Source organism: Natrinema thermotolerans, assembly GCF_031165565.1.
GTDB classification, from domain to species: domain Archaea; phylum Halobacteriota; class Halobacteria; order Halobacteriales; family Natrialbaceae; genus Natrinema; species Natrinema thermotolerans.
On the sequence record NZ_CP101873.1, the window covers coordinates 3,947,484 to 3,973,102 of the forward strand.

At 64.2% G+C, this 25,619-nt stretch carries 23 protein-coding genes, 1 tRNA gene and 3 rRNA genes; 11 read left to right on the top strand and 16 right to left on the bottom strand.

The features are described from left to right. Positions 1–39 precede the first annotated feature (39 nt). Together NP511_RS20290 and NP511_RS20295 are read left to right on the top strand one after the other, a co-directional pair. Positions 40–1,431: an NAD(P)/FAD-dependent oxidoreductase gene (locus NP511_RS20290; RefSeq protein ID WP_049966871.1), complete on the top strand. Its 1,392-nt coding sequence runs from the start codon at positions 40–42 to the stop codon at positions 1,429–1,431. A 78-nt stretch (positions 1,432–1,509) separates the two neighbouring features. Beyond that, positions 1,510–2,418, top strand: a complete 909-nt coding sequence (locus NP511_RS20295; protein ID WP_049966872.1) for a cytochrome c oxidase subunit 3 — start codon at positions 1,510–1,512, stop codon at positions 2,416–2,418. Between the two features lie 18 nt (positions 2,419–2,436). On the opposite strand, the gene NP511_RS20300 is transcribed toward NP511_RS20295, so the two are convergent. After that, the gene (locus NP511_RS20300) at positions 2,437–2,613 is read right to left on the bottom strand and encodes a hypothetical protein (RefSeq protein ID WP_162834905.1); all 177 of its coding nucleotides are present in this window, start codon (positions 2,611–2,613) and stop codon (positions 2,437–2,439) included. Between the two features lie 323 nt (positions 2,614–2,936). On the opposite strand from NP511_RS20300, the gene NP511_RS20305 reads away from it, so the two are divergent. Beyond that, complete coding sequence (locus tag NP511_RS20305) at positions 2,937–3,761, top strand: manganese catalase family protein (protein ID WP_049966873.1); 825 nt, start codon at positions 2,937–2,939, stop codon at positions 3,759–3,761. Between the two features lie 42 nt (positions 3,762–3,803). On the opposite strand, the gene NP511_RS20310 is transcribed toward NP511_RS20305, so the two are convergent. Both NP511_RS20310 and NP511_RS20315 read right to left on the bottom strand, forming a co-directional pair. Further along, a complete protein-coding gene (locus tag NP511_RS20310) occupies positions 3,804–4,388 on the bottom strand; it encodes a DUF7979 domain-containing protein (RefSeq protein ID WP_049966874.1) in 585 nt (194 codons plus the stop codon). Beyond that, on the bottom strand, positions 4,385–6,667 hold the full coding sequence (locus NP511_RS20315; protein WP_049966875.1) for a DUF6789 family protein: 2,283 nt from the start codon (positions 6,665–6,667) through the stop codon (positions 4,385–4,387). Before NP511_RS20315 ends, NP511_RS20310 begins: the two co-directional genes overlap by 4 nt. Positions 6,668–6,886: 219 nt before the next feature. On the opposite strand from NP511_RS20315, the gene coxB reads away from it, so the two are divergent. Next, positions 6,887–7,654, top strand: a complete 768-nt coding sequence (gene coxB, locus NP511_RS20320; RefSeq protein ID WP_049966876.1) for a cytochrome c oxidase subunit II — start codon at positions 6,887–6,889, stop codon at positions 7,652–7,654. A gap of 461 nt (positions 7,655–8,115) precedes the next feature. On the opposite strand, the gene rrf is transcribed toward coxB, so the two are convergent. The 5 genes from rrf to NP511_RS20345 form a co-directional block, all read right to left on the bottom strand. Next, positions 8,116–8,237: ribosomal RNA gene (gene rrf, locus NP511_RS20325) — 5S ribosomal RNA — on the bottom strand. A 129-nt stretch (positions 8,238–8,366) separates the two neighbouring features. Further along, positions 8,367–11,288 (bottom strand): 23S ribosomal RNA (locus tag NP511_RS20330). Positions 11,289–11,512: 224 nt separating this feature from the next. Beyond that, a tRNA-Ala gene (locus tag NP511_RS20335) sits at positions 11,513–11,584 on the bottom strand. Between the two features lie 155 nt (positions 11,585–11,739). Then, positions 11,740–13,212, bottom strand: a 16S ribosomal RNA gene (locus tag NP511_RS20340). Together the 16S, 23S and 5S rRNA genes with 1 tRNA gene alongside form the textbook arrangement of a ribosomal RNA operon. A 726-nt stretch (positions 13,213–13,938) precedes the next feature. After that, on the bottom strand, positions 13,939–14,550 hold the full coding sequence (locus NP511_RS20345) for a metal-dependent hydrolase (protein ID WP_049964151.1): 612 nt from the start codon (positions 14,548–14,550) through the stop codon (positions 13,939–13,941). 230 nt (positions 14,551–14,780) lie between these two features. On the opposite strand from NP511_RS20345, the gene NP511_RS20350 reads away from it, so the two are divergent. The 4 genes from NP511_RS20350 (at position 14,781) to NP511_RS20365 (ending at position 17,258) form a co-directional block, all read left to right on the top strand. After that, positions 14,781–15,002, top strand: coding sequence for a hypothetical protein (locus NP511_RS20350; RefSeq protein WP_006648665.1), 222 nt, complete (start codon positions 14,781–14,783; stop codon positions 15,000–15,002). 139 nt (positions 15,003–15,141) lie between these two features. Next, positions 15,142–16,434, top strand: coding sequence for a histidinol dehydrogenase (gene hisD / locus NP511_RS20355; protein WP_049964152.1), 1,293 nt, complete (start codon positions 15,142–15,144; stop codon positions 16,432–16,434). Between the two features lie 77 nt (positions 16,435–16,511). After that, a complete protein-coding gene (locus NP511_RS20360) occupies positions 16,512–16,721 on the top strand; it encodes a hypothetical protein (protein WP_006180929.1) in 210 nt (69 codons plus the stop codon). A 162-nt stretch (positions 16,722–16,883) separates the two neighbouring features. Beyond that, a complete protein-coding gene (locus NP511_RS20365) occupies positions 16,884–17,258 on the top strand; it encodes a HesB/IscA family protein (RefSeq protein ID WP_006648667.1) in 375 nt (124 codons plus the stop codon). A gap of 131 nt (positions 17,259–17,389) precedes the next feature. Here NP511_RS20365 and NP511_RS20370 read toward each other — a convergent pair whose 3' ends face one another. From NP511_RS20370 to NP511_RS20385, 4 genes are all read right to left on the bottom strand, one after another. Further along, the gene (locus NP511_RS20370; RefSeq protein WP_006180927.1) at positions 17,390–17,590 is read right to left on the bottom strand and encodes a dodecin; all 201 of its coding nucleotides are present in this window, start codon (positions 17,588–17,590) and stop codon (positions 17,390–17,392) included. A gap of 84 nt (positions 17,591–17,674) precedes the next feature. After that, complete coding sequence (locus NP511_RS20375) at positions 17,675–18,334, bottom strand: DUF2238 domain-containing protein (protein ID WP_006648668.1); 660 nt, start codon at positions 18,332–18,334, stop codon at positions 17,675–17,677. Next, the gene (locus tag NP511_RS20380; RefSeq protein ID WP_006648669.1) at positions 18,327–18,944 is read right to left on the bottom strand and encodes a hypothetical protein; all 618 of its coding nucleotides are present in this window, start codon (positions 18,942–18,944) and stop codon (positions 18,327–18,329) included. The genes NP511_RS20375 and NP511_RS20380 overlap by 8 nt, the downstream gene beginning before the upstream one ends. Positions 18,945–19,015: 71 nt before the next feature. After that, positions 19,016–20,002: a metal-dependent hydrolase gene (locus NP511_RS20385; protein WP_049964153.1), complete on the bottom strand. Its 987-nt coding sequence runs from the start codon at positions 20,000–20,002 to the stop codon at positions 19,016–19,018. 209 nt (positions 20,003–20,211) lie between these two features. Between NP511_RS20385 and NP511_RS20390 the strand changes: the two genes are divergently transcribed. Then, a complete protein-coding gene (locus NP511_RS20390) occupies positions 20,212–21,423 on the top strand; it encodes a pyridoxal-phosphate-dependent aminotransferase family protein (RefSeq protein ID WP_049964154.1) in 1,212 nt (403 codons plus the stop codon). Positions 21,424–21,448: 25 nt separating this feature from the next. Here NP511_RS20390 and NP511_RS20395 read toward each other — a convergent pair whose 3' ends face one another. Together NP511_RS20395 and NP511_RS20400 are read right to left on the bottom strand one after the other, a co-directional pair. Continuing rightward, complete coding sequence (locus tag NP511_RS20395; RefSeq protein ID WP_006180922.1) at positions 21,449–21,757, bottom strand: DUF7116 family protein; 309 nt, start codon at positions 21,755–21,757, stop codon at positions 21,449–21,451. 229 nt (positions 21,758–21,986) lie between these two features. Further along, positions 21,987–22,226, bottom strand: a complete 240-nt coding sequence (locus NP511_RS20400) for a DUF5816 domain-containing protein (protein ID WP_006180921.1) — start codon at positions 22,224–22,226, stop codon at positions 21,987–21,989. A 157-nt stretch (positions 22,227–22,383) separates the two neighbouring features. Here NP511_RS20400 and NP511_RS20405 point away from each other — a divergent pair, with 157 nt between their 5' ends. Then, on the top strand, positions 22,384–22,794 hold the full coding sequence (locus NP511_RS20405; protein WP_006180920.1) for a universal stress protein: 411 nt from the start codon (positions 22,384–22,386) through the stop codon (positions 22,792–22,794). A gap of 22 nt (positions 22,795–22,816) precedes the next feature. Here the strand turns inward: NP511_RS20405 and NP511_RS20410 are convergent, their stop codons facing one another. Together NP511_RS20410 and NP511_RS20415 are read right to left on the bottom strand one after the other, a co-directional pair. After that, entirely contained in the window at positions 22,817–23,257 is a 441-nt protein-coding gene (locus NP511_RS20410; RefSeq protein WP_049964549.1) for a universal stress protein, read from the bottom strand. Between the two features lie 92 nt (positions 23,258–23,349). Beyond that, positions 23,350–24,357, bottom strand: coding sequence for a mechanosensitive ion channel family protein (locus NP511_RS20415; RefSeq protein WP_049964155.1), 1,008 nt, complete (start codon positions 24,355–24,357; stop codon positions 23,350–23,352). 139 nt (positions 24,358–24,496) lie between these two features. On the opposite strand from NP511_RS20415, the gene trmB reads away from it, so the two are divergent. Next, entirely contained in the window at positions 24,497–25,561 is a 1,065-nt protein-coding gene (gene trmB, locus NP511_RS20420) for an HTH-type sugar sensing transcriptional regulator TrmB (protein ID WP_006648674.1), read from the top strand. Positions 25,562–25,619: the final 58 nt, after the last annotated feature.

Consider the following 25,619-nt stretch of genomic DNA (forward strand, 5'->3'; position numbering starts at 1 on the left):
TCGCAGTTTTTATAATGACGCGCTGAGTCCGAACGTCGTATGGAACGCGTAGACGTCGCGATCGTCGGCGGCGGCCCCGCCGGTGCGTCCGCGGCCGAGCAAGCGGCAGCCCACGGCGCGGAAACCGTGCTCTTCGAGCAGGGGGTCCCCCGAGAGGATCGGGAAGGAGTGGGTCCCGACTCGACCGACGCCGCCGGAATGCTCGACTACTGGATCGACCTCATGGAGTTCGACTACCGCGAGATTCCCGACAACGTCATCCACCGGGAACTCGAGGGCACCGAGTTCATCGGCCCGAACAGCGCCGTCGAACTGACCTCGACCGGGATGGACGCCAGCTATCCGAAGTTCGGCTACACCTTCCATCGCGCCCGCATGGACGACTGGCTCCACGAGCGTGCGACCGACGCCGGGGCCGATCTCCGGGTCGGCGTCAGCGTCAAGGACCTCGAGACGGATCTCCGGGCCTCGAGCCCGAAGGGGCCGACCCACACGCTGACGCTGTCGAACGGCGACGAGATCGAGGCCCAGTACGTCGTGCTGGCCGACGGCCCGCAGCGCCGGATCACGCTCGACGCCCTCGATCAGTTCACCGCGCCCGGCCGCAGCGTCTCCGACCACCTCTCGCCGCCGGAGACGAATCACATCGCCTATCAGGAGTACCGGGAGTTCCCGGAAGAACTGTTCGCGGAGTTCGAGGACCGACTCAAGTTCTGGTGGGGATACATGCCCGGCGAAACCGCCTACCCGTGGGTCTTCCCCAACGACGGTACTGTCGCCCGCGTCGGGCTGACGATGCCGATCGGGATGACGCTCGAGGACGTCGAGGATCCCGGCTCCTACAAGCTCCTGCGGCCGGACGACGACCGGATCCCCTCCGGTGCCGAGTACATCAGCCGCCTACTCGAGCAGGAGTACGGCGACGAGTACGATATCGAGGAAGACATCCCCCGCGTCGAGGACCGTGGCAAGTCCAAGGGGACCGAGACCTACCCGATCTCCTCGACGCGGCCGATCGACTCGCCCGTCGGCGCGAACATCGCCGTCGCCGGCGGCGCGATGGGCACTACCTCGGCTTTCCACGAGGGCGGTTACCACGTCGCCGTCCGCACCGGCAAGATCGCCGGCCGGCTCGCCGGAACGGACTCGCTCGAGAACTACAACGATATCTGGAAAGACGCCATCGGCGACGAGATCCTCCGCAACGTCGCCTTCGCCGACATCGTCGCGGACTACGGCCCCGACGACTGGGACTGGGCGTTCTCGACCGTCAACGACATGCAGGGCAACGGCACCGACGACGGCCTGATCGCGCGGAAGTACACTGCCGGGTTCGACGCCGCGAAGATCGCCGCGACCTACAAGCGCACGAAGTTCACGTACCGCGACGGGGGCTACGTCCAGCTCGCCGAGGACGACTACTTCTACTGATCGGCACCGTCGCCGTACGCCGACCCTACCCACGCGTCCGCAGCGACCCTTTTTCGGCGTCGACGTGGAAGCGCGCCTATGGGAACCGGTGACGGCTCCGACCGCACTCCGCCCCCTCGAGCCGACGGCTCCGGCCATCACGTCCCCGAGGGGCAGGCACCCGAGGAGTACGGCGACCACCGCGGACACGGTGACGGCGACGACCACGAGCATCGAAGCCGGTGGCCGCTGATCGCCGCCGCCGGAGCCGCCGGGCTCTACGGCGGGGTCGCGATCGCGGTTCTCGGCACCGAAACCGGGCTCGTGCCACCGCTCGTCGGCGTCGCCCTCGCCGTCCTCGGGGCGGGCCTCTTGCTGTCCGGCGTCGGCGGCTGGCTCCGGGAGGCGTTTCTGGTGCCGGCCCGCGACCACGACGCGACGGCGTCCCCCGAGTCCCGCGAGTCGTACGTCTCGACGACCGTACTCTTCCTGGCGACCGACGTCTCGACGTTCGGGGCGCTGTTCGTCTACTACGCCTTCGTCAGAGTCGGCGCGTGGCCGCCCGCGGAACTCCCGCCGCTCGTGGGCTCGCTCGTCGCCGTCAACACCGCGATCCTGCTCGCCAGCAGCGTCACTGTTCACTACGCGCACGCGGCCCTCGAGTCGGGGAACCGTCGGCGCTTCCTCGGATTACTCGGGACGACGCTGGTCCTCGGGCTCGTCTTCCTCGCCGGGCAGGCCTACGAGTACTACGAGTTCGTCGCCGGGGAGGGCTTTTCGCTCACCAGCGGCGTCTTCGGAACCGCCTTCTACGGCCTGACCGGGCTCCACGGTTTTCACGTCGCCCTCGGCGTCGGGGCCATCGCGGTCCTGTGTTGGCGGGCGCTGCGGGGTCATTACGGGCCGGACCGGGACACCTCCGTCGCGACCGTCTCGCTGTACTGGCACTTCGTCGATCTCGTCTGGCTCGTCCTCGTGGCCGTCCTCTACGTCGGGGCGTCGGTCTGATCGGCAGGAGCTGCCGTACTACGGGAGTTCGTCGGCGTCGGTCTCGAGGACCCGGAGCGTCGACGAGGGACACTCACAGAAGTCCGACTGGCCGAGCGGTTGAAGCGTTCCGTCGGGCCAGACCTGCACGATACCGATCTCCCCGCAACGCGGACACGTCGCGGCGGCTCTGTGTTTCTCATCGGTGTTAGCCACCGGGGTCACCTCGCGGCGAACCGTACCACAGCCACCGTTGAAAAAACCCCGGCCGCCGTTCCGTAACGGGGGACCGCGTCGTCTCGACGAACGCGTATCGAGACTCGGGCCCGGCGAGTTCACGGCCGTGTCGCCCCCCGACACTGAGGCTCGAGCGATCTCCCCCGCGGCGAGTCGGCGACGAGGCGTGGCTCGAGATTGCCGCCTTCGATCCGTCTGCCACGCCATCCGAGTGGTTCGTATCGATTAGTTACCAGTCGGTTACACGTTCAGCACCGGTCGTAACAGTGGTTTATCACCTCGGTCGTGGGCAGGACCAGTGGATGTTCTTCCAAGAACCGGAACTCCAGTACGAGGTCACCGTCGAAGAACCGGACCCCCACTTCGCGAAGCTCCTCCAGCAAGCGATCGGCGGACAGGAAGGCGAGATGCGCGTCGCGCTCCAGTACATGTTTCAGGCGTGGGCGGTGCCGGAACAGCACGAGGAGTATCGGAACCTGCTGATGGAAACCGCCGCGGAGGAACTCGGCCACATCGAGATGCTCGCGACGGCAGTCACGAAGAACCTCAGAGGGTCCGCCAAGAGCATGAGCGAGGAGGTCCGAGAGACCGCAGACATGGCCGAGTCGATGACCGCGCAGGGCCCGCGACAGTTCCTCTCGGCGGGCGAGTCGGCGATGCCGGCCGACAGCAACGGCGCGCCCTTTACCGGCAACTACATCGTCGCCTCCGGCAACCTCGCCGGCGACCTCTACGCGAACGTGATGGCCGAGGCGACCGGCCGTACCCTCGCGACGCGGCTCTGGAACTACACCGACGACCCCGGGATGAAGGACATGCTCTCCTATCTCATCGCCCGGGACACGATGCACCAGAACCAGTGGCTTCAGGCCCTCGAGACCCTCGACGACCCGGTTCCAGTTCCCGCAAGCTTCCCGCAAGAACAGGAGAATCAGGACGTCAACTACACGTTCATGTCGACCCGCCGTGAGGAACAGCCCGACCCCGGCTACCCCTGGACGGAGGGTGAGGCTCCCGACGGGAAAGGCCAGTTCTCCTATGCCGCCGAGCAGCCGGGTGACGGCGACGTCGCCGCCCCCGATCCGGATCCGATGACAAACGACGACCCGAACCGGACGGATCAGTAGCGCCGCCCCGCCGAGTGACCGCCGCCGAACGCGAGCGTCATCTCAGTCCGACCGGTCGCGGCCGACCCGCTCCTCGAAGCCAGCCATCTTCCGATAGATCGGCGGCGTCAACACGCTCACGATCCCGATCAGGATCGCGATCGCCCCGATCGGGAACAAAAGCGGCGCGACCTCGAGACAGCTGTTTTGGGACGTGATCCGGACGTAGTAGCGCTGCCCCTCGTACTCGACGATCGCCCCCTCGAGCAGCGCCGCCCGGTTTCTCACCTCGCCGTCGACTTTCGCCTCCCGAAGCGGGCTGTCGATCGCCTCCTCGAGGGCCCGTTGCTCGGCCGTTGAAAGCGCCGCGGCGGGCAGTTCTTCGACGGTCGAGGGCGAGCCCTCGCGTTCGTCGACCGACGTCGCCGAGATCGTCGGTTCGCCACAGAGTCCGATCCCGTCCTGAACCACGACGTAGCCGCCGACGATCGCCAGCGGCAGTCCTACTGCGATCAGGACGACACCGAGAAAGGGCACAGCGTAGGTCAACACCAGCGACTCCGCGGCCGCCGTGGGCTCGAGCGGCCCCGTCTCGTCGGTGGCAGGGGTCTCCGTCCCGTCGGCCGCCCGCTCGTCGTCCGCACTCATCCGTCGTCCCCCGTCGACGGACGGCGCTGGCGGCCGCCCAAGACCGCGATCGTCCCGGCCAGACCCAGCCCGTAGACCCAGTGGGCGACGATCACGAACAGGACGTAGGTCACCAGCTCGAGGCCGGACTGGCCGGTGTAGAAGGCAAGCGCGAAGCCCGAGGCAATGACCGTCGCGTACCACAGCCCCGTCACCAGGGTCAACTCGCCGGGCAGGTACTCGCCCAGCGAGAGAAAGAGCAGCGGCCAGACCGTCATCCCCCCGAGGAGGAACAGGCCGTAGCCGAGCGCGAGGTTCGCCGGCAGCCCGACGAACGTCGCCAGCGTCGCGAACGCCTCGAGATCGAACGATCCCAAGGCTACTGCCACGAGAAGGGTACCCGTCAACAACATCGTGCCGACGAACCCACCGGCTGCGCCCGTCCCGGCGTCGTTCGCCACCCGCTTTGCCACCGGGACGATCCGGCCGTACAGCGACAGCGGGCGCTCCCCCTGTGCCGGAACGTACGATGGCCGGACCGCCTCGGGTTCGCTGGGCGGGACGCCGCGCTCGCGCTCGAGGCGGTCCTCGAACCACTGCCACTCGGGGGTGAACTGCTCGGTCGCTTTCAGGTCCCAGGGATCCGCCGTCTCGACCGGCGTTCCCTGGAAGTACGACCAGAGCATGTTGTACAGCCACATGAGGACGCTGATGCCGATGAGGAAGGCACCGACCGTCGCGACGACCTGCAGCCCCGAGTACTCGGCCGGATAGGTTGCGTACCGGCGAGGTAACTCGAGGAAACCGAGCGCCATCAGCGTCATGAACGTGAGCGCGGACCCGACGACCAAAAGCGACGACTGGAAGATTGCGAGTCGGCGGTCGTACATCCGACCCGTAAGCAGGGGATACCAGTAGTAGCTGGCGGCGAACATCATGAGCGGGATGATCCCCATGAGGATGAGATGGAAGTGACCGACGACGTAGTAGGTGCCGTGATAGACCACGTCGATCGGGATCACCGCGAGGAAGATACCGGTGACGCCGCCGACGATAAACAGGCCGATCGAGCCGACACAGAGGATCGTCGGCGCGGCCAGTCGAACGTCACCGTTCCACATCGTCGTAATCCAGTTGAAGACCTTGATCGCGCTGGGGACGGCGATGGCGATCGACGTCGCCATGAAACTCGCCCGGACTCGAGGGTCGACGCCGGTGACGAACATGTGGTGGGCCCAAACACCAAAGGAGAGGACGCCGATGGCGATCGTCGAGTAGACGATGAACTTGAACCCGAACAGCTTGCGGCCGACGAACTTCGGCAAGATCAGACTCATCAGCCCAGTCGCCGGGAGGAAGATGATGTACACCTCCGGATGACCCCAGAACCAGAATAGGTGTTGCCAGAGGATCGGTCCCCCGCCCTCGACCGCGAAGAAGGTCGTCCCGAAGTTACGATCGAACAACAGCATCAACAGGGCGGTGCCGAGCAACGGGAACGCGAAGATGATGATCGCACTCGTGACGAGCATATTCCACGAAAAGATATCGAGGTTCGCCCACCCGATCGACTCGTCGCGCTCGTAGACGACCGTCGTGATGAAGTTGAGCGCGCCGATCGTGGTTGCGATCCCGCTCAGATGCAGTCCTAGCAGCAGGAAGTTCGTCTGCGGGTTCGGTGCCAGCGACAAGGGCGGATACACCGTCCAGCCGATCGCCGGCTCCTTGAACGCGAACAAGACCGACAACCGATCCGCCGGGACCACGACCGCGAGTAGCGCCCCCGTCACCTCGGCGATGATACCGAACCGAGCGAGCAACAGCGACGGCGGCAACAGCCAGAACCCGACGGCGTTGAGCCGCGGAAACGCCATGTCGTCTGCCCCGATCAACAGCGGCAGGAAGTAGTTCCCGATCCCGAAGAACACCGGCGTCACGAAGAAGATCAACATCGTGAGCCCATGCATCGTGAACAGCTCGTTGTACGTCCCTTCCGTCCAGAGAGTCGCCTCGGGCGTCAGCAGATGGGTCCGGATCATCATCCCGTCGATCCCGCCCCAGATCGCCGCGACGGTACCGAACGCGATGTAGAGCAGTCCGATCTCGCGATGATTCGTCGTCGTCGTCCAACGAACGGCCGCCGCCTTCGCGTCGGCCAGCGAAATCCGTCGCCGCTGCTCCCGGACGTACCCGCCGTCCGGCGACGTCTCCGCTCGCCACCGGCTGGCGAGCGCGACCGTCAGCAGACAGCCCGCGAGGACGAGGCCGAACAGCGACACCTCCGCGAGCGCACGGTTCATCGCCACCGGTCACCCCCCATCGCTCGAGCGCCCCGCTCTCGGCCGCACATAGCGGTTGCCTCACCATCGGTTCCAATAAATATGGGCCGGCGTTTCCCTGACTGTCACCGCCCGTAATACGCCGTTTGGGAGTATTCACCGCTTACGACCACTACGCGGTCGTGACAGTTTACCGAACCACGAAGGCCGTATATCCCGCCAGTCGTCGAAGCCCCGTCAATGGACCGTCGACGCACGCTCGTCGCGCTCGTCGTCGCGGCGCTCTCGCTGCTTCTCGCGATGGGCACGGTCGCCGCCCAGTCCGAAAACCGTGACCTCATCGACGGCCTCGAGTACCAACTGCTCTACGTCGCCCTGCCGCTCACGCTCTTCGTCCTCCTGATCCTCGTCTACGCGGCCGTCAAGTTCCACGACAACGACGACCCCCAACCGACCACCGAGGATCCCGCCCTCGAGATCACCTGGACCGTCGCGACCGCGCTCATCCTCCTGTTCGTCGGCCTCTCGGGCTACAGCGTCCTCGTCAACCCCTACGTCTCCCCGTCGCAGGCCCTCGAGGGCGAGGACACAAGTCAGGACGGGTTCGACTCGTTCGCGGACCTCCCCGACACCGACGACGAAGAGGTTCACGTCCGGGGCTACCAGTGGGAGTGGCAGGCCACCTACCCAGAGGCCAACGTCACGACCGAATCCGAGATCGTGATCCCTGCCGACACGGACGTCACGTTCTGGCTCACCAGCGACGACGTCGTCCACTCGCTTTTCGTCCCCGATCTGGGTGTCAAACAGGACGCCTTCCCGGGCGACTACACTCGCGCCCGCACGACCGTCTCCGAACCCGGCCGCTACGACGCCGTCTGTGCCGAGTTCTGTGGGGCCGGTCACTCCCGGATGGACGGCTCCATCGTCGTCGTCGAGCGCGACACCTACGACGAATGGCTGGCAGCGAACGAGGGCACCATCACGGACGCACCCGACCCCGGTTGACCCTCCGTTCGCGGACGGGACTGAGCTACAAGAGTTAAACGGGCCACGCGCATAGGTCCGGTGCGTGCCTTCAGTCCCCGTCCGAGCAAACCCGTTTCGGGTGCGATGACAGCACGGCGAACCCGGGCACGCGACAGTCAGTTACTGGAGGGCTCCTCGAGTCCTTCCGCCCGGCACGAGGGTTAGCCAGCCGACGCGGCACGCCGCCACGGGATGAGGCTGGACGTTAGTGTTCCGGGCGACATTTCCACTACTACTGAGATCCTTCGCTACCGACTGCAGGAAAGAACGGGCATGTAATAGGCGGGAATCAATTTTCGGTACTCAGTCCGGTGCAGTAGCTACCCGATTTCTAATAGCACCGATCGAAGTATCGGAACTGTCTCGGTTTCTGATAAATACAGAAACCCCCGACGGCCACTGGATAGCAGTGGCTGCTCGGGGGTGAAAGTGAGTATGAATGGTGGCGGCGAATCAGATTTCCCAGAGGGTCGCCCACTCCAGTACTGACCGAAACGCAGGCGAGCTTATCTTCCGTGTTCGGGATGGGTACGGGAGGCACCTCGCCGCTATGGCCGCCGTAACGCCGATTCACGGAATCGAACCGCGATCATGCCAATATCGGTGGTGTGTCCAAGACCGAGTGTACGTGTAGTCCAGTTTGCGTCCGGACCCGTTCGCGCGTCACGGATCCAATGCGATGTAGTGTATGAGTGTGTGGCTTGGCCGATTAGTTCTCGCGGGCTCAACACCTCGTTGCCTTGGTGCGTACACCCCGAGTCTATCGATCTCGTCTTCTACGAGTGGCCTCGGTGGTATCTCTTTTTCAGGTGGGTTTCGAGCTTAGATGCGTTCAGCTCTTACCCCGTGGTGCGTCGCTGCCCAGCACGTGCCCTTTCGGACAGCTGGTACACGAGTGGCACCCATTCGTAGTTCCTCTCGTACTATACGAACGTTCCCGTCAGATACCGTAACACCCCCAATAGATAGCAGCCGACCTGTCTCACGACGGTCTAAACCCAGCTCACGACCTCCTTTAATAGGCGAACAACCTCACCCTTGCCCGCTTCTGCACGGGCAGGATGGAGGGAACCGACATCGAGGTAGCAAGCCACCCGGTCGATATGTGCTCTTGCGGGTGACGACTCTGTTATCCCTAAGGTAGCTTTTCTGTCAGCAATTGGCCGCATCAAGCAGCCTAATTGGTTCGCTAGACCACGCTTTCGCGTCAGCGTCCGTCGTTGTGCCGGACACTGTCAGACTTCCGTTTGCTCTTGCGCTCTTTTCCGCGTCTCCGACGCGGATGAGGAAATCTTGGGGCGCGCCCGATATCTTTTCAGGCGCGTACCGCCCCAGTCAAACTGCCCGGCTACCAGTGTCCTCCGCCAGGAGTGAGAGTCGCAGTCACCATCGGGTAGTATTTCAATGCTGGCTCGGTGGCCCGCTAGCGCGGGTACCTGTGTAATGCCTCCTACCTATGCTGCACAATGGCGACCACGTCTCAGTGACAGCCTGCAGTAAAGCTCTATAGGGTCTTCGCTTCCCCTTGGGGGTCTCCAGACTCCGCACTGGAACGTACAGTTCACCGGGCCCAACGTTGGGACAGTGGCGCTCTCGTTGATCCATTCATGCAAGCCGCTACTGAAGCGGCAAGGTACTACGCTACCTTAAGAGGGTCATAGTTACCCCCGCCGTTAACAGGTCCTTCGTCCCCTTGTACGGGGTGTTCAGATACCTGCACTGGGCAGGATTCAGTGACCGTACGAGTCCTTGCGGATTTGCGGTCACCTATGTTGTTACTAGACAGTCGGAGCGCCCGAGTCACTGCGACCTGCCCCATTGCAGGGCAGGCATCCCTTATTGCGAACGTACGGGACTAACTTGCCGAATTCCCTAACGTCGGTTGCTCCCGACAGACCTTGGCTTTCGCCGCCACGAGTACCTGTGTCGGATCTCGGTACGGACAGTGTGTTTGCCTTTTCACGGGCTCTAGGTTGACCTCTCTTACGCTATCCAGCCATTCGGTCGCTTCGTGCCATTACGGCTTCCACGAACTTCGACTGTTCGACCGGGCGAAAGCCCGGCAGAGGCGGCCCCAAAGCGTTGGCTTTGAGTACACACTGGCATAGGAATATTAACCTATTTCCCTGTTGTCAGCTTCGACTTACGGGCTGACTTAGGACCGGCTAACCCTCAGCTGATCAGCATTGCTGAGGAACCCTTACTCGTTCGGCCGTCGGGGTTCTAACCCGACTAACGCTGCTACTATGACCAGGATTTTCGTTACTGAACGGTCCACACGATCTCTCGACCGTGCTTCCACCCGAACAGAACGCCAACCTACGAGATCACCAGTCTGAGTGGTGCTGCTAGGTCTCGGTGGTAGACTTGAGCCCCGATCATTTTGGGCGCCTCAAACCTCGGCCGGTAAGCTGTTACGCTTTTCTTAGAGGGTAGCTGCTTCTAAGCTCACCTCCCGGCTGTCTAGGGCTTGAGACCACCTTCGATCGCACTTAGTCTACACTTGGGGACCTTAACCCAGCTCTGGGTTGTCTCCCTCACGGTACACAGGCTTACCCCGTGCACCGGACTCCCTGCGTCAAACGACGTTCATAGGTTCGGAGTTGGACAGGGGGGCACACTCCTCTCGGAGTGCGGTCCCCCAATCCGTCGCTCTACCCCATGAACTATCTCGGCAGAGGTCATGCTTCGACATGTTTCGGTTGGAACCAGCTGTTTCCGGACTCGATGGGCCTTTCACCCCTAGACGTAGGTCACGAGAGGGTATTGTAGGACACCAACTCTAACAGGCCTCCACGTGCCTTTCGGCACGCTTCGCCTTGCCCACGCCTAGATCGTCCGGTTTCGGGTCGTGTCCGTTTGACTCCCCGCGCTTGAACACGGCGGCCCTCGTGCAAAGCACTGCGGCCATGTCGGTTTCCCTTCGCCTTCCTCGATGATCGAGTTAGACTCGTCAAACAGGCACACTCCCTGGTTCGTTTTTCAAAACGTACGACAGAACACCGGCTTCCCAAACTTCTTACTACAGGTTCGCACCTGATTCATTTTGTCCGGGACCTTGTGTGCCCTGTCGCTCCATCGCCAACTGATTTCACGCCCTATTGCACCTCCCTTCGTGGGGTGCTTTTCAGCGTTCGCTCACGCTACTTGTTCGCTATCGGTCTTGAGGAGTGTTTAGTCTTCGCGGTCGATGCCCGCGATATTCACGAGGGATATCCAACCCCCGATACTCTGGAGCTGACTCGTTCCTTACTTGTCGACGGTACGGGACTGTCACCCTGTCTCGTACTCTATTCCAAGAGACTTCGCGTCGCCGTTCGGGAAGTGATCGTCAGTCCGAACACCACATTGCCCGTGAGGGCTTCGGTTTGGACTGTGTCGCGTTTATTCGCCATTACTAACGACATCGCGTTTGCTTTCTTTTCCTGTCGATACTAAGATGTTTCAATTCTCGACGTTCCCCATTGCGCGAAGCAATTGCGGTGGGGATTCCCATTCGGAGATCCCAAGTTCTTCGCCTCCGTGCGGCTCCCTTGGGCTTATCGCAGCTTGGCACGTCCTTCTTCAGCTCTCAAGCCGAGCGATCCACCAGCTGGCACAGTAGCCACGTTCATCGGATCGGCGTTGCGACAGAGTCGCAACATCGTGACCCGGGAACGGGTCCAGTGGACGCCTGGACTACACGTACACACGGTCTCATCTGCACGCCGGTAGACGGCCGGCCTGCATTAACCCTTCCCACCCGCACTTGCGCGGGGTGGTGCATCGGTTCGTTCGGATTCAATCCTCGGGTCGTCTCCCACTTAAGGGGCACGATCCGAGATTTCCTCCGAGACATGGACCCACAGGGATTCGAACCCTGGGCATCCTCCTTGCAAAGGAGGCACTCTACCACTGAGCTATGGGCCCACGTCCGCCACGAGGGCGGACAGAGCGTGAAACGTTAGCCTTGGTAGTTCAAAGGTGCCCGATCGGCCACGACGTGGCTCGATCGAACGTGAAACCACGTGGCGCAAAGCGCCACGAGTTAAGGTGGGCCGGGGCAGCGCCCCGGTCCCGGTCTGTGGAGGTGATCCAGCCGCAGATTCCCCTACGGCTACCTTGTTACGACTTAAGCCCCCTTGCGGAGCCCAGATTCGACCGACGTTGCGTCGGCCTCATCCGGACCCCACTCGGGTGCTTTGACGGGCGGTGTGTGCAAGGAGCAGGGACGTATTCACCGCGCCCTTCTGAGGCGCGATTACTACCGAATCCAGCTTCATGAGGGCGAGTTTCAGCCCTCAATCCGAACTACGACCGAGTTTCGGAGATTAGCGCCCCCTCTCGGGGTTGCATCCCACTGTCTCGGCCATTGTAGCCCGCGTGTCGCCCAGCACATTCGGGGCATACTGACCTACCGTTGCCCGTTCCTTCCTCCAGTTTGGCACTGGCAGTCCTCCTAATGTACCCAACCACCGCTAGGTGTTGCTGGCAATTAGGAGTGCGGGTCTCGCTCGTTGCCTGACTTAACAGGACGCCTCACGGTACGAGCTGACGGCGGCCATGCACCTCCTCTCAATGGCTCCAGTAAGGTCATCAACCTGACTTTCACTGCACATTGTCGATGCTGGTGAGATGTCCGGCGTTGAGTCCAATTAAACCGCAGGCTCCTCCGGTTGTAGTGCTCCCCCGCCAATTCCTTTAAGTTTCATCCTTGCGGACGTACTTCCCAGGCGGTCTGCTTCACGGCTTCCCTGCGGCACAGCACAGGCTCGTAGCCTGTGCCACACCTAGCAGACATCGTTTACAGCTCGGACTACCCGGGTATCTAATCCGGTTCGTGACCCGAGCTTTCGTCCCTCACCGTCGGATCCGTCTTCCAGAGGCGCTTTCGCCACCGGTGGTCCGTCCAGGATTACGGGATTTCACTCCTACCCCGGACGTACCCCTCTGGTCTTCCGGTCCCAAGCCATGCAGTTTCCACCGGACGCCCGCGCGTTAAGCGCGCGGATTTCCCGATGGACTTGCATGGCCAGCTACGGACGCTTTAGGCCCAATAATAGCGGTCATCACTCGTGCTGCCGGTATTACCGCGGCGGCTGGCACCGGTCTTGCCCAGCACTTATTCCGCGACCACCTTACGGTCGCAAAAAGCGAGGACTATATGCCCTCGCACTTGGAGTCCCCTTATCGCACTTTCGTGCAGTGTAAAGGTTTCGCGCCTGCTGCGCCCCGTAGGGCCCGGTATCTTGTCTCAGATACCGTCTCCGGGCTCTTGCTCTCACAACCCGTACCGATTATGGGCACGGTGGGCCGTTACCCCACCGTCTACCTAATCGGCCGCAGCCACATCCTATGGCGCCGGAGCGTTTCGGATTCACACCACTCCAGGTGGTGAATCGTATTCCGAATTAGCCTCAGTTTCCCGAGGTTATTCGGATCCATAGGGTAGTTTGGCCACGTGTTACTGAGCTATCTGCTACGAGTCTAAACTCGTGCAACTAGCATGGCTAAATCGGACTCCAATAGCAATGACCTCCGGCAGGATCAACCGGAATGCTATATGATCTCCCCAGTTGGGGAGGGTCTGTTTGGCGGTGAATGTTAGTACACACTCACACATGGGTCCACGTTCGCTGACGCCGGTCGTCTGACCGATCGAGCGTCACCGAACTACCAAGGCTAACATCAGATCCCATCTGTACGGCGGACCGCAGGGGTGGAATCCTCATTTCCTTCGGACGTATTCGTACACCGTCTGGGATATATAACCCCTTCGGGTTCGAACCGTCCGAGATGACGGACCGAGTTGAACGGCCCGTCGATCACATCGTCTTTCGCGTTCGTATCCCAACGCCCTCGTACATATAAGGGCATCGGACCACGGCCACGCCGGAAACCGCATCCGGCGGGGACTTCCGCGTGTAATTCGGGACGGGCCTGAAGTATATAAGGCCATCGTCCTCTGACGCCGACTGCTCGACGTCGGCCACGGGAATCCGAATGTCCTCGAGAGCGAGCGGATCGTCCGCTCGACGAGGGACGGATACGTATACTCCTTCCGTGCCGGAATGCGGCCGGAAGACGCGGCGGCGAGCGCCGCGTTGTTCGCATTACTGTCGAAGCCGGGTGAACATATAAGGCCGTCGTCTCGAGGAGACGATGGGCTACGTTGGACAGTCACGCGGGCGGTCGGATTCGGATGTGAACGACGGACGGTCGATCCCGCTACCGGCCGAGTCGGCGGCTGTCATCGACGGCGGTATCGATCGTCGATGGGTACATCACTCGCGCGTCGACCGGTTCGATCCGACCAGCGTGCGAGCGATCCGTCTGCAGCCGATGCAGAAATCACGGAGAACGGGCAGTCCGTCGTAGAGCCATACGAGAAACGCGAGCCCGGCGAGACCGAACTGGATCCAGACGTACGTCGACACGTCACCGGCGAGTAACGTCTGTACGTACCGCCCGAACAGCAGCTCGAACGCCTCGAAGAACCGCCGCCGAGCGGAGTCCCCAGGAACGACTGCGATCGGCCAGAGGACGATTTCGACGTAGACGACCCCCTCACTGGCGTAGGAATACAGGATGTCTCCCGGGAGATGCAGGAGGTAGCCGATCGGGAACGCGAGCGCGATCCGGGGGCGGCCGACACGGCGGGCGATCGTTCCCACGAGGATCGAGAGGGGGACGGCGAAGAACAGCGAGTGACCGATCGCATAGCCGGCCTCGAAGACGCCGAACTCCCACGCGAGCGGTTTGTCGATCAGGTCCGGCAGGACCGACGCGAAGACGACGGCGAAGGCGTCGGGTCCACTGGGGGAGGTCCGGAAGACGAGGTGACAGACCAGCGAATACGAGAGATAACCGATTATCGCGTGTTCCCACGGCCACATTGGCCGTACGGTAGCACGGGCGGCGAATAGTTATACGGCCCCTGCACGTCCGGAATCCCGGGACGGTGAGAACCGGGCCGGCCGACGGCTCCGACTCGAGCGGTGACCCCATGGGTCGAGAAAGATGAGATTACCGGGGGCGTCGTGGGGATATAGCGACCCTTGGTCTCGCGCCCGTGCGAGCGTGCGAATACCGACATAACTTAGCACCCGTGGTCGTACGGTGACACATGGATCGATCGGGATTCGTCAAACTCGCGGTCATTGCGCTGGGCCTCGTGGTCCTGAGCTTCTTCGTCCGGGGGATCAGTCGGATCGTCCTCAGTGTGGAGACGGCCGAACTGCTGCAGGCACCGATCGCGGTCGTCGGCTTCGTTCTCCTCGTCTACCTCTTCGTACGGGCGACCCTGGATTACGTCGGCATCTGGAAGATCGAAAACCCCGACGCGTGAGACGACCACGGGTCCGTGGACCGATGGGCGGCCGGAAATCGTCGTACGAGTCGTCGATGCGGTTCGCCGGAGGAGCGACGACCGGCGAGCGGCTGTCCGGAAGGAAACCGTTTTTCGCCCGCCCCACGAACCCAACGCCATGACAATCGACGTGCAGGCCATCGCCGACCTCGGGCCGGACGATCGCGTGGCCTTCTTCGAGCGCGACGCCGGTATCGAGGGAGTCAGAGAAACTGTCCGAGACATCGTCGACCGGGTCCGTACCGAGGGCGACGTCGCCGTCCGCGAGTTCACCAGCGAGTTCGACGGCGTCGAAGTCGGGAACCTCGAGATCACCGACGACTGCGAACGGGCCTACGACGAGATCGACGATGGGGTTCGATCGGCGATCGAGACGGCAGCCACGAACGTCCGCGAGTTCCACGAGGCACAGCTGCCCGAGGACTGGCGACGCGAGTTCGACACCGGGCGGGAGCTGGGACGGCGTTTCCGGCCGCTCGAGCGGGTCGGCGTCTACGTTCCCGGCGGGTCGGCGGCCTACCCCTCGAGCGCGATCATGGGGGTCGTGCCGGCGGTCGTGGCTGGCGTCGATCACGTTTCGGTCGTGACGCCGCCGGCCGACGAGCTGAATCCGGTGACGCTGGCGGCGATCCACGCCGCGGGCGCGGACGCGGTCTACAGCGTCGGCGGCGCACAGGCGGTCGCGGGACTGGCCTACGGCACCGAGTCGATCACGAGCGTCCAGAAGATCGTCGGGCCGGGCAACAAGTGGGTGACGGCGGCCAAGGCCGAAGTTCGGGGCGACGTCGAGATCGACTTCCTCGCGGGGCCGAGCGAAGTCGTCGTGGTCGCCGACGAGACGGCCGACCCGGACCTCGTCGCCGCGGAACTGCTCGCACAGGCCGAACACGACCCGAACGCCTCGGTCGTGGCAGTCACCGACGACGCAACGACCGCCGAGGCCGTCGCCGCCGCCGTCGACGAGCGCGTGGGCGAGCGCGAGCGCGAAGACGTGATCCGGGCGGCACTCGAAAACGACGCCAGTGGCGTGTTACACGCCCGATCGATGAGCGAGGCGATCCTCTTCACCGAGGAGTACGCGCCCGAACACCTCTCGATCATCGCCGCCGACGACGAGTCACTCCTCGAGCGTATCGATAGCGCGGGCAGCGTCTTCCTCGGGCCGAACACGCCCGTGGCGGCCGGCGATTACGCCAGCGGGACGAACCACGTGCTGCCGACGAACGGTGGGGCACGGGTCAGCGGCGGGCTCTCGGTCGAGACGTTCCTCCGGTCGACGACGGTCCAGCGCCTCTCCGGCGAGGGGCTGGCCGACCTCGGCGAGACGATCACCACGCTGGCCGACGCCGAGGGGCTCGAGGCCCACGCCGAGAGCGTTCGGACTCGACTCGAGGACGACACAGGCAAATAGCGCCACACCGCCCCGAGTCACAGTGTGCGGAACGCTGAGCTGGTTTTACGTGGCTGGAGGTCCGAGTAGGAACCGAGATGGAACCGCATGTCGACCCGCTGGACGGGCGCGTCCTCGAGCGTAACTACGACTACGCACAGCGAAACGTGCGGCTCCTCTCGCTGTGGTACGACTGCGACGTGGCGCGGATGCTCGAGTTGCTCGCAGCACACGACATCGAACTCTCGCGCAACGACAGGCGACAGTTCGGCACGTGGTATCGCTCGCTCCGGCGGGCGAGCTGTTAGCGTGGCTCTTGGACCTCGTTGTACGCCTGATCGGGCGGCGGTGTCGTAAACCGGTTCGGTGGCGACGATCGTAACTATCCGCGCCGATATAACCAGAATCAGCTAGTTCGTTCGGCTCGACACGGCGTCACAGTTAACATCGTCGCGCCGAAAGGGATGGGTATGAGTACGGACAGTATGGATGGTGGGACCGCGGAGACGCAGCCGGAGATCGAAGTCACGGAAGCCGCCGCCGAGCAGGCCCTCTCGCTGCTCGAGGGCGAGGGGCTGGACGTGACCGAGGCCGGACTTCGGCTGTTCGTCCAGCAGGGCGGCTGTGCGGGCCTTTCCTACGGGATGCGGTTCGACGATGAACCCGACGAAGACGATACGATCTACGAACACCACGACCTGCGCGTGTTCGTCGACCCCGCGAGCCTGAAGTACATCGAGGGCAGCGTCCTCGATTACGAGGACGGGCTGCAGGCCGAGGGCTTCCACGTCGACAACCCGAACGTCGTCAGCGAATGCGGCTGTGGCGAATCGTTCCGGACGTAAGCGACTGCGGTTCACCGCGTCCCAGGTTCCACCGGATTTTCCGATGACCGACGGCCGACAGCTGCCGGTCACGTCGGAGAACGCCTCGAGGACGGAGTAGCGACACGAGGCGTCGAGCGTTCCGTCCCGGCTTACTCCTCGAGTTCGAAGGCGACGGTGACTTCGGCCTGGTACTCGCGGTCGTCGGCGCTGGCGACTTCGACGCCGAGTTCGTCGACCTCGATCCACTGGACGTTCTGCAGCGTTGCCTCCGCGCGGTCGATGGCGTCGTCCGCGGCGGCGTCGAAACTCTCGGGGCTAGTACCGATCAGCGTGATCTTCTTGAAGACCATGGCCTCGTCATCTACGGCGCGTACCGACGTAAAACACGGCGTCGGTTCGGACCGAGTGAAAAACGGGCGGCCGGATCGGCGGCTTCAGCCGGCCCGCGAGTCGAACCGCTCTCGAATCGCGCTGGTGACGTTCGAGAGGTACGCACCGCCCCACGTCGCGACGATGAGCGCACCGATGGAGTTGAAAACGAAATCGAGCATCGTGTCCTCGAGCCCGTACTGGGTGAGGACGGCTCTGGTACCGAGCGCCTCGGCAGCCAACGCGATCGCGAACTCGAGGATCTCCCAGAGGACGCCGAACGCGATGACGAAAAGGAGGATAAACACCGCAATGAACCGCTGTGGGAGGTGGACTCCCTGGGCGTGTTCGTCGAACGCGCGAACGGTGGCATACCCCACGCCAGCGACCAGCGACGCCGACAGCGCGTGGGTCATGTGGTCCCACCACCAGACCTGGCTGTAGAGCGTGGCGGTCGCGCCGGGGAGCCCCACCGTACCGAAGGCGTGCAGGAAGACGGCGGTCGTGATCCACAGCGTGAGCCGCGGATCCATCGGAATCTCGTAGTCGCGCTCGAGCAGTGGCGGCAGCTGCGTGACGAGCAGGGCGACGCCGGTGTTGATGACGATGCCGCCGTTACCACGTTCGATGCCGATGAACAGCATACCGATCAGCCCGATCTCCATGAGGTAGGTGAGCTGGCGTTGCCGCTTCCGAGAGGGAACGATGTCGGCGAGGCTAGTCATCGTCACCTCCACCGATCGGGACGTCGTCGACGAGTCGAGTCCGGTCGGCACGTCCGAGCCGCCTGAAGTAGAGTTCGAAGACGAGACCGGCCCCGAGGCCGCTGATGGCCGAATAGACGAACTCCCACATCACGTCGTCGTGGTCGGCCGTGAACGGAACGCCCAGGACACCGGCGGCGCTCCACCGAAGGAGAGCCCAGAGGGCAGCGGCGGCCATCGTCGCGACCACGACGAAGACGACGGCGAAGCCGGGCGTCATCCGTACTGTGGTAAACGCCTGCAGTTCGACGGTGAGGACGAGCGCGATGGCCGCGACCGAGAGGTAGGACGTGACGTGTCCCATTAGCCGGTCGGCACCGAACGCGACACCGAGGACCGGCAACGCCGCCAACAGGAGGACCTCCCAGGGGAGCATGACCAGCGGTGATCGAAAAGCGACGGGTGGGATAATCGCGAGAGCCACGAGAACCGCCGCGAACGTCATCCAGAGAACGCCGCCAGTAATCAGCGCACCGATACCGATGCTCGCGATCGCGGCGACCAGTATCCACGCGATCGCTGCGTTCGATCGCCCGTCCGCGAGCAATCCCTCGAGTGAAGCCTGCGACACAGTGGTCCGTACCGTCTACTCTCACAAAAGCATATTTTGTCCCACACTGAAACGAAGGCTGCGGCCCAGCGCTACGGCGCGATAGCAAACAGATAGACTGACGAGTAGGCGACGAGCGCAACGGTGACGGCCGCCAGCGCAGTCACCCCGGCCTCGAGTAGCGTCTCGAGTTCGGGCAGACCCCGAACGCTCGCGAACGCGGCGGGAGTCGGCGTCTCCCTGATGACGCCACAGACGAGACCGACGCCGAGGATCGAGAAGACGAAGTGGTAAGACACCTCGAGCGTCGGCGGCGTCACCGCGAGCGCGGCGAGACCGTAGGCGACGCCGGCGGCGGCCCGACGGTTGACAGTGGCGACGACCGAGCGATCGGTGAGCCGACAGAGGACGGCGGCCGCGAGCCAGATCGTCGCGAGTTCGATGGCGAACGCACCGAGCAGGTGCAACGTCGGGTCGGGATGGAGGACGAGTCGCGACTCGAGGACGGCGGCGTCGAAGGGGAAAAACCAGTCGGGGGGCGACCCGGTTACGAGATCGCCCCACGGATGCGACCAGAGTCCCCAGAGCGCGGCGAGACCGACCGTCGCCGGCGACACCCGCGTTCGACGCGCGATCAGCCGGGCGATGACGCCGCCGCTGGCGGCGAACAGCCCCGTGACGAGCGCGGCGATGGGACCGCCCCAGACGAGCGCGATGGCGACGAGCGCCGCGAGGACGGCGATCCCGACGGCCCGGACGAGCCGCACGCGAGGGGCGTAGCCGCGGACGGCGAGCAGGCCGAAGGCCGGTGCGGCGACCGCGCCGACGACCAGCGAGTGGGTGACCGAGCGGTGGACGCCGCGGCTGGCGTCCCAGAACGCCGTCGACGCGCCGAGCGCGCCGTCGCCGGCCTGCCACTCGAGCAGGCCCACGAGCGCGTACGCGACGTCGATATCGGGAATTGCGGCGAACGCGCCGGCGATAGCCCCGACGAGAAGCGCTCGTTGGGGGGCCCAGCCTCGCCAGTCGGCGACGAGCGCCGCGACGGCGAACGCGAGGAGCGCGTGACCGACGAACATGATATGTCGCCTATGCAGTGAGTCGGCTTAAACGGCTCGCAGCCACGCCGGACGGTACCACGGGTCATTGTCGGTGGCGAAGATGTCGGGATACGGCCGTGTTCGCGAACGAAACCACGATACCGAGACCGGCTTCGATTCGGCCGCTCGAGGACCTGTAATTCGCCGCTGCCGGTAGGTCTTTGCGAGTGGCCGGCGAGCACACGCCCATGGCTCAGACACCGTCGAACGAGGCGGATCGCGCGCCATCCGTCGGCGAACTCACACCCCCTGACCGGACGCTGATGGGGCCCGGCCCGAGCGACGTGAACCCGCGGGTCCTCCGGGCGATGAGTACGCCGCTGGTCGGCCACCTCGATCCCTCCTTCGTCGAGATCATGGACGAGGTCCAGGAGCTGTTGCGCTACACGTTCCGGACGGACAACCAGTGGACGATCCCGGTCTCGGGGACCGGCTCCGCGGCGATGGAGGCCGCGATCGGCAACGTCGTCGAGCCCGGCGACACCATGCTCGTGCCGACCAACGGCTACTTCGGCGGGCGGATGGCCTCGATGGCCGAGCGCGCGGGCGGCGAGGTCGTCGAGGTATCGGCACCGTGGGGCGAACCGCTCGAGCCCGACGACGTCGCGGACGCGCTGGCCGAACACGACCCCGACGTCTTCGGGTTCGTCCACGCCGAGACGAGTACGGGCGTCCTCCAGCCGGACGTCCCGGAACTGACCGCCGCGGCCCACGACCACGACGCCCTGGTCATCGCCGACACCGTCACCTCCCTTGGCGGGGTCGAGTTGCGAGTCGACGAGTGGGGCATCGACGTGGCGTACTCGGGACCCCAGAAGTGTCTCTCCTGTCCGCCGGGCGCGAGCCCGCTGACCCTGTCGGACGAGGCCATGGAGAAGGTCCTCTCGCGCGACGAGGATCCTCGCTCGTGGTATCTCGATCTCTCCCTGCTCGAGGGCTACTGGGGGGAGGAGCGCGCGTATCACCACACCGCACCGATCACGAACGTCTACGCGATCCGGGAGGCCCTGCGGCTGGTCGCCGAGGAGGGAATCGAGAACCGCTGGGCCCGCCACGAGCGACTGGCCGGCGCGCTGAAGGCCGGCGTCGAGGCGATGGGTCTCGAGATGAACGCCCCCGACGAGTACTGGCTGCCGAGCCTCAACGCCGTCCGCGTTCCCGAGGGCATCGACGACGGCGCGGTCTGTGACGCCTTGCTCGAGCAGTACGACCTCGAGATCGCCGGCGGGCTGGGCGATCTCGCCGGCGACATCTTCCGGATCGGCTGCATGGGTCACTCCGCACGGCCCGAGAACGTGATCTACGTCGTGACGGCGCTTGGCGACGTCCTCGAGTCGATGGGCGCGGCCGTCGATCCGGGCGCAGGCGTCACTGCGACGCGTAACGCGCTCGAAAAATAGTCCGCAGCCGCGGTCGTCGGCTGTTCTACGCTGTTACTCGCGGTCCTGGTGGCGCTCGTTCGACCTGATAGTCCTCTCCGTCGACGACGATGATGGCCCACTCGTAGTTCGGGTTCGTCCGCTCGAGTCGTGCCTCGAGGTCGTCGGCGTCGTCCGGTTCGGCGACGAAACAGTGGAACTGTCCCGACGCCGACGTCGGAAGTTCGTCCGCCTCGAGGACGGCGTTGACGTGAACGACCTTCCATGCTCGTTCGGCACGGAACTCGGGGCCGTTGCCTTCGACGGTGTAACCCAGCTCTGCGAAGATCGACCTGGCCTGCTCGACGAGCCGCATGTTAACAGGACCCATTCAATACCACCTATGTCGGCATCCACCATAAATGTTAGTACGTGACAAGAACGAGGGGTTACTTCCGAACGAACGGGAACTATCCCGCTCTTTCGGTTCGTTCGTACCGAAGGCGGCCGGCCGTTCGCCGAGTAATCGTCTATTGGCCTCTGCAGCGATGTCGCGATCTCGAGGAGAACCCCGTCCGAATCCGGCCTCGAGGGATCACACGATCCTATTCGTGGGCGGCGTCCCACTCGGTCGGCTTGCGGAAGTTCCCACACTGATTGCACTTGATACGGCCCATCGCGTCCATCGCGTTGTCGAAGCTCTCGCAGTTCGTACAGAACCAGCCGTACCGGCGTTCGAAGTCGGACGACTCGTATGCGGCGAGAAACGGGCCCTTCGACCCCTTGTCGCCGTCCGTCTCGGACACGAAGACGGTGTTGCCGTCGTCGGTCGACCAGGATTGCATGTTCGGGCATAGCCGCGCTCACCCTAAATGACTGTCTCTCCGCCCGACCGGCTCGCGGGGATCGAACGGGGACGGCTCCCCATCCCATGGGACAGGTTCGCAGTGTAGACTGTCCGTACTGAAAGGTTTACCCGCCCGGGTGTCCTTCGGTTGTCTAATGTCGTTGGTCGTCGTCCCCGTTCGGTATCCGCTGTCGAAACACTCGCGGCGAACGCTCGAGCGGGCGATCGAGGTCGCGCGCGACCGGGACGCGGCGCTGACGGTCCTCCACGTCGACCTCTACCAGAACGGGAAGAAAGTGAGCCGGATCGACCTGAAAAACACGGTCGAGAGTACGTTCGGGCGACTCGAGAACGCCCGGTACGTCGTCCGGACGGGGTTCCTCGTCGAGGAAAGCATCCTCGACGAGGTCGGTGCGGAGGAGGCCGACGTCGTCGTCGTCGGGACCAAACAGGCCAGCCGACTCCGGCGACTCTTCCAGCGCTTTACGGACAACCCGGATATCGACAGCTATCTGCGGACACACCTCGACTGCGAGGTCATCACGGTCGAGAGCGCGCGGGCCTGATACGAACCGTTGTACGTCCGGGCTACTCCTCGCCGGCGTTCCGAACGACGAACACCGGGATCGAAGCGTTGTCGACGACCCGCTCGGAGACGCTGCCCAGCGATGTCACCTTCTCGCGGGGGCTCTTGCCCCGAGTTCCGATGACGATCAGATCGATCCCCTGCTCCTCGGCGTACTCGAGGATCGTCTTCGACGGGGTCCCCTGTCGGATCTCGGCGACGGTTTCGAGGCCCTCGTCCGTCGCGCGTTCCTCGACGGCGGCGACGGCCTCCTCACCCTCCGTCTCGAGCGAGCGCTCGAGGTCGGTACTGGTCTCGTCGTCGGCGGCCGCGGTGACGCGACTGTCGACGACGTAGAGACCGTGAACCGTCGCGTCGTTGTCGGCGGCGATCGGCAGTGCGTGTGCGAGCGTCTCGGGAATCGTGTCGCTCCCGTCGGTGGGAACGAGAATGTCGTCGTACATCGTCGAGTGACTGTCGACTTGGATCGGGGAGGGCATAAATCACCCCCACGATACCGGGAGCCGGATCCGGACCGAAACCGACCCCCGAGGCGTCACCGATCGGCCGGGTCCGCGGGGCTGTCGCCGGCTTCGGCCGGGGCATCCGGGGCCCGTCGCTCGCTGTCGATGACGCCGACGCGTGCGACGCCGCTGGTGTCGTCGAAGACGTGATGGCGATGCGGGTAGGCGAACTCGACGTCGAGATCCGCGAACCGCTCGCCGATGGCGTCCTGGACCGCCGATCGGACGACGAGTTGCTTGTAGGGGTGTTTCATCCAGAACAACAGTTTGAGGGAGACGCCATGCTTGCCGTACTCGTCGACGTAACAGGACGGCGCTGCGGCGTAGCGGGCGCTGCCGATCCGGATATCGGGGCCGCCGGAGATGACGTCGTCGACGTTCCGAGCGGCCCGCTCGGCGGCCCGGCGCGCCGCCTCGAGGTCGCTCTCGTAGGTGATATCGAAGCCGACGGAAACGCGGGTCCGCTCGTCCTCGGCGGAGTAGTTGACGACGTCGCGGGCGTGAATCTCGGAGTTGGGGATGACGATGAAAGTGTTCTGCAGGGTGAAGATCTTCGTGTAGCGGATCGTGATGTCCTCGACGAAGCCGCGGTGGCCGGCGTCGGTCACTTCGATCATGTCGCCGATCTCGTAGGGTCGATCCGCCAGCACGTAGAGGCCGTTGATCAGGCTGCCCGCGATCGGCGCGAGGACGATCGCGATCACGGCCGAGATGACGGTCACCGACAGGAGGATCTCGGTGTTGCCGACGCCGATGATTCCGGCGGCGATGCCGGCCGCCCAGAGGAAGACGGCGAGCCTGACGCCGCGAAGCACCGTCCGGGTGACGCTGGGCCGTTCGATGCGGCGGGCGACCGTCCGCCCGGCGATCCGGACGGCGAGCTTCGAGAGATACCAGCCGACGACGAGAACGACGAGCGCGAGGCCGATCTCGATCGCTCGCGGCGGGACCATATCCGGGAGGAACGCCTGAAGCTCCTCGGCTGCCGTGGTGCTGTTCTCGGCCGCCGTACTCTCGTTCCCCTGGAGGACCGCGCGCATACCAACACGCTCAGGTGCGGTGTGGTTAAGCGTTCTGACCCTCTCTCCGTGCGACCGATTTACAAATAACCCGATTTCGAAAACGCGTGCTACTCGATGTATAATAAATCATTTAATCACTGGGGGCATAGGAGCCGGTATGGCACCAGACGAGCTTCGCTCGACCGTCGAGCGCGTCGGGGACCGGTTCAACCTCGGCGAGTACGAGATCGACGCCTATCTCACCGTGTTAGAGCAGGGCCAGCTGACGGCCAGCGAGATCGCCGACCGGACGGAGATCCCCCAGCCTCGAGTCTACGATACCGTGCGCAGTCTCAGCGACCGCGGACTCGTCGAACTGCGCGAGTCCCGCCCGATGAAAGTCGTCGCGCTCGATCCCGGCGAGGCCTTCGACGACGTCCAGACCTCCCTCGAGCGGATGGTCGACGAACTCGAGGCCCGATACACCGCGCCGGCCCGCGACACCGAGGCCGTCTCCCTGGTCAAGTCCCGATCGACGATCCTGCGCTACCTCGAGGAGGTCATCGACGCCGCGGAGTTCGAACTCGCGCTGTCGCTGACGCCGGACCTGCTGACCCGGTTCGAGGAGGACTTGCGCGCGGCCGTCGACGCCGGCGTCAGCGTCGACCTGATCGTGACACCGGCCAGCGAAGCGCCCGACCCCGCCGAGTTCGCCTACGGTGAGGTCGCCTCGACCGCCCGCGCGCGACGCGGGATCACGACACCGGTACTCGCCGTCGCCGACGGCAACTACTCCGTCTACGCGACCCAGGACGCCCTGCGCGACGATCAGGACCGATACGGCGTCATCTTCAACCGCTCGGCGCTTGGCTTTTTGGTCTCGGGCTTTTTCGGAACCGTCCTCTGGACGACCGCCGAGGAGACGCTCGGCGAGGACGACACCGCGCGGTCGTACCCCCGCAAGTACGCCTCGATCCGCCGGTGTGTCAAGGACCTCATCGACGAGGGCGGGGAGTTCTACGCAACGATCGAGGGTCGGGACGTCGATGTCGGCGGCCAGCGGGTCGTCCGCGGTCGGGTTCTCGATATCTCCTTCGAGATCAGCGAGGAAGTCGCGAGCCTCACGATCGAGACGGCCGACGGCGAGGAACTCTCGGTCGGCGGTCGCGTCGCCGCGCTCGAGGACATCGAGGCCCACGAGATCCACATCGGCCGGGACGAGCCGCCGACGCTCGACGACTGAGCGGTGTGAAAGCGGTCGCCGGCCGGCCGGCGCCGGTCCGCTCGCGTTCGGAGTCGAT

Excerpts from the sequence above, each read along its gene's own strand:
- NP511_RS20290 (WP_049966871.1), top strand. The coding sequence starts at position 40 with ATGGAACGCGTAGACGTCGCGATCGTCGGCGGCGGCCCCGCCGGTGCG.
- NP511_RS20295 (WP_049966872.1), top strand. The coding sequence starts at position 1,510 with ATGGGAACCGGTGACGGCTCCGACCGCACTCCGCCCCCTCGAGCCGAC.
- NP511_RS20305 (WP_049966873.1), top strand. The coding sequence starts at position 2,937 with ATGTTCTTCCAAGAACCGGAACTCCAGTACGAGGTCACCGTCGAAGAA.
- NP511_RS20310 (WP_049966874.1), bottom strand. The coding sequence starts at position 4,388 with ATGAGTGCGGACGACGAGCGGGCGGCCGACGGGACGGAGACCCCTGCC.
- NP511_RS20315 (WP_049966875.1), bottom strand. The coding sequence starts at position 6,667 with ATGAACCGTGCGCTCGCGGAGGTGTCGCTGTTCGGCCTCGTCCTCGCG.
- coxB (WP_049966876.1), top strand. The coding sequence starts at position 6,887 with ATGGACCGTCGACGCACGCTCGTCGCGCTCGTCGTCGCGGCGCTCTCG.
- NP511_RS20345 (WP_049964151.1), bottom strand. The coding sequence starts at position 14,550 with ATGTGGCCGTGGGAACACGCGATAATCGGTTATCTCTCGTATTCGCTG.
- NP511_RS20350 (WP_006648665.1), top strand. The coding sequence starts at position 14,781 with ATGGATCGATCGGGATTCGTCAAACTCGCGGTCATTGCGCTGGGCCTC.
- hisD (WP_049964152.1), top strand. The coding sequence starts at position 15,142 with ATGACAATCGACGTGCAGGCCATCGCCGACCTCGGGCCGGACGATCGC.
- NP511_RS20360 (WP_006180929.1), top strand. The coding sequence starts at position 16,512 with ATGGAACCGCATGTCGACCCGCTGGACGGGCGCGTCCTCGAGCGTAAC.
- NP511_RS20365 (WP_006648667.1), top strand. The coding sequence starts at position 16,884 with ATGAGTACGGACAGTATGGATGGTGGGACCGCGGAGACGCAGCCGGAG.
- NP511_RS20370 (WP_006180927.1), bottom strand. The coding sequence starts at position 17,590 with ATGGTCTTCAAGAAGATCACGCTGATCGGTACTAGCCCCGAGAGTTTC.
- NP511_RS20375 (WP_006648668.1), bottom strand. The coding sequence starts at position 18,334 with ATGACTAGCCTCGCCGACATCGTTCCCTCTCGGAAGCGGCAACGCCAG.
- NP511_RS20385 (WP_049964153.1), bottom strand. The coding sequence starts at position 20,002 with ATGTTCGTCGGTCACGCGCTCCTCGCGTTCGCCGTCGCGGCGCTCGTC.
- NP511_RS20390 (WP_049964154.1), top strand. The coding sequence starts at position 20,212 with ATGGCTCAGACACCGTCGAACGAGGCGGATCGCGCGCCATCCGTCGGC.
- NP511_RS20395 (WP_006180922.1), bottom strand. The coding sequence starts at position 21,757 with ATGCGGCTCGTCGAGCAGGCCAGGTCGATCTTCGCAGAGCTGGGTTAC.
- NP511_RS20400 (WP_006180921.1), bottom strand. The coding sequence starts at position 22,226 with ATGCAATCCTGGTCGACCGACGACGGCAACACCGTCTTCGTGTCCGAG.
- NP511_RS20405 (WP_006180920.1), top strand. The coding sequence starts at position 22,384 with ATGTCGTTGGTCGTCGTCCCCGTTCGGTATCCGCTGTCGAAACACTCG.
- NP511_RS20410 (WP_049964549.1), bottom strand. The coding sequence starts at position 23,257 with ATGTACGACGACATTCTCGTTCCCACCGACGGGAGCGACACGATTCCC.
- NP511_RS20415 (WP_049964155.1), bottom strand. The coding sequence starts at position 24,357 with ATGCGCGCGGTCCTCCAGGGGAACGAGAGTACGGCGGCCGAGAACAGC.
- trmB (WP_006648674.1), top strand. The coding sequence starts at position 24,497 with ATGGCACCAGACGAGCTTCGCTCGACCGTCGAGCGCGTCGGGGACCGG.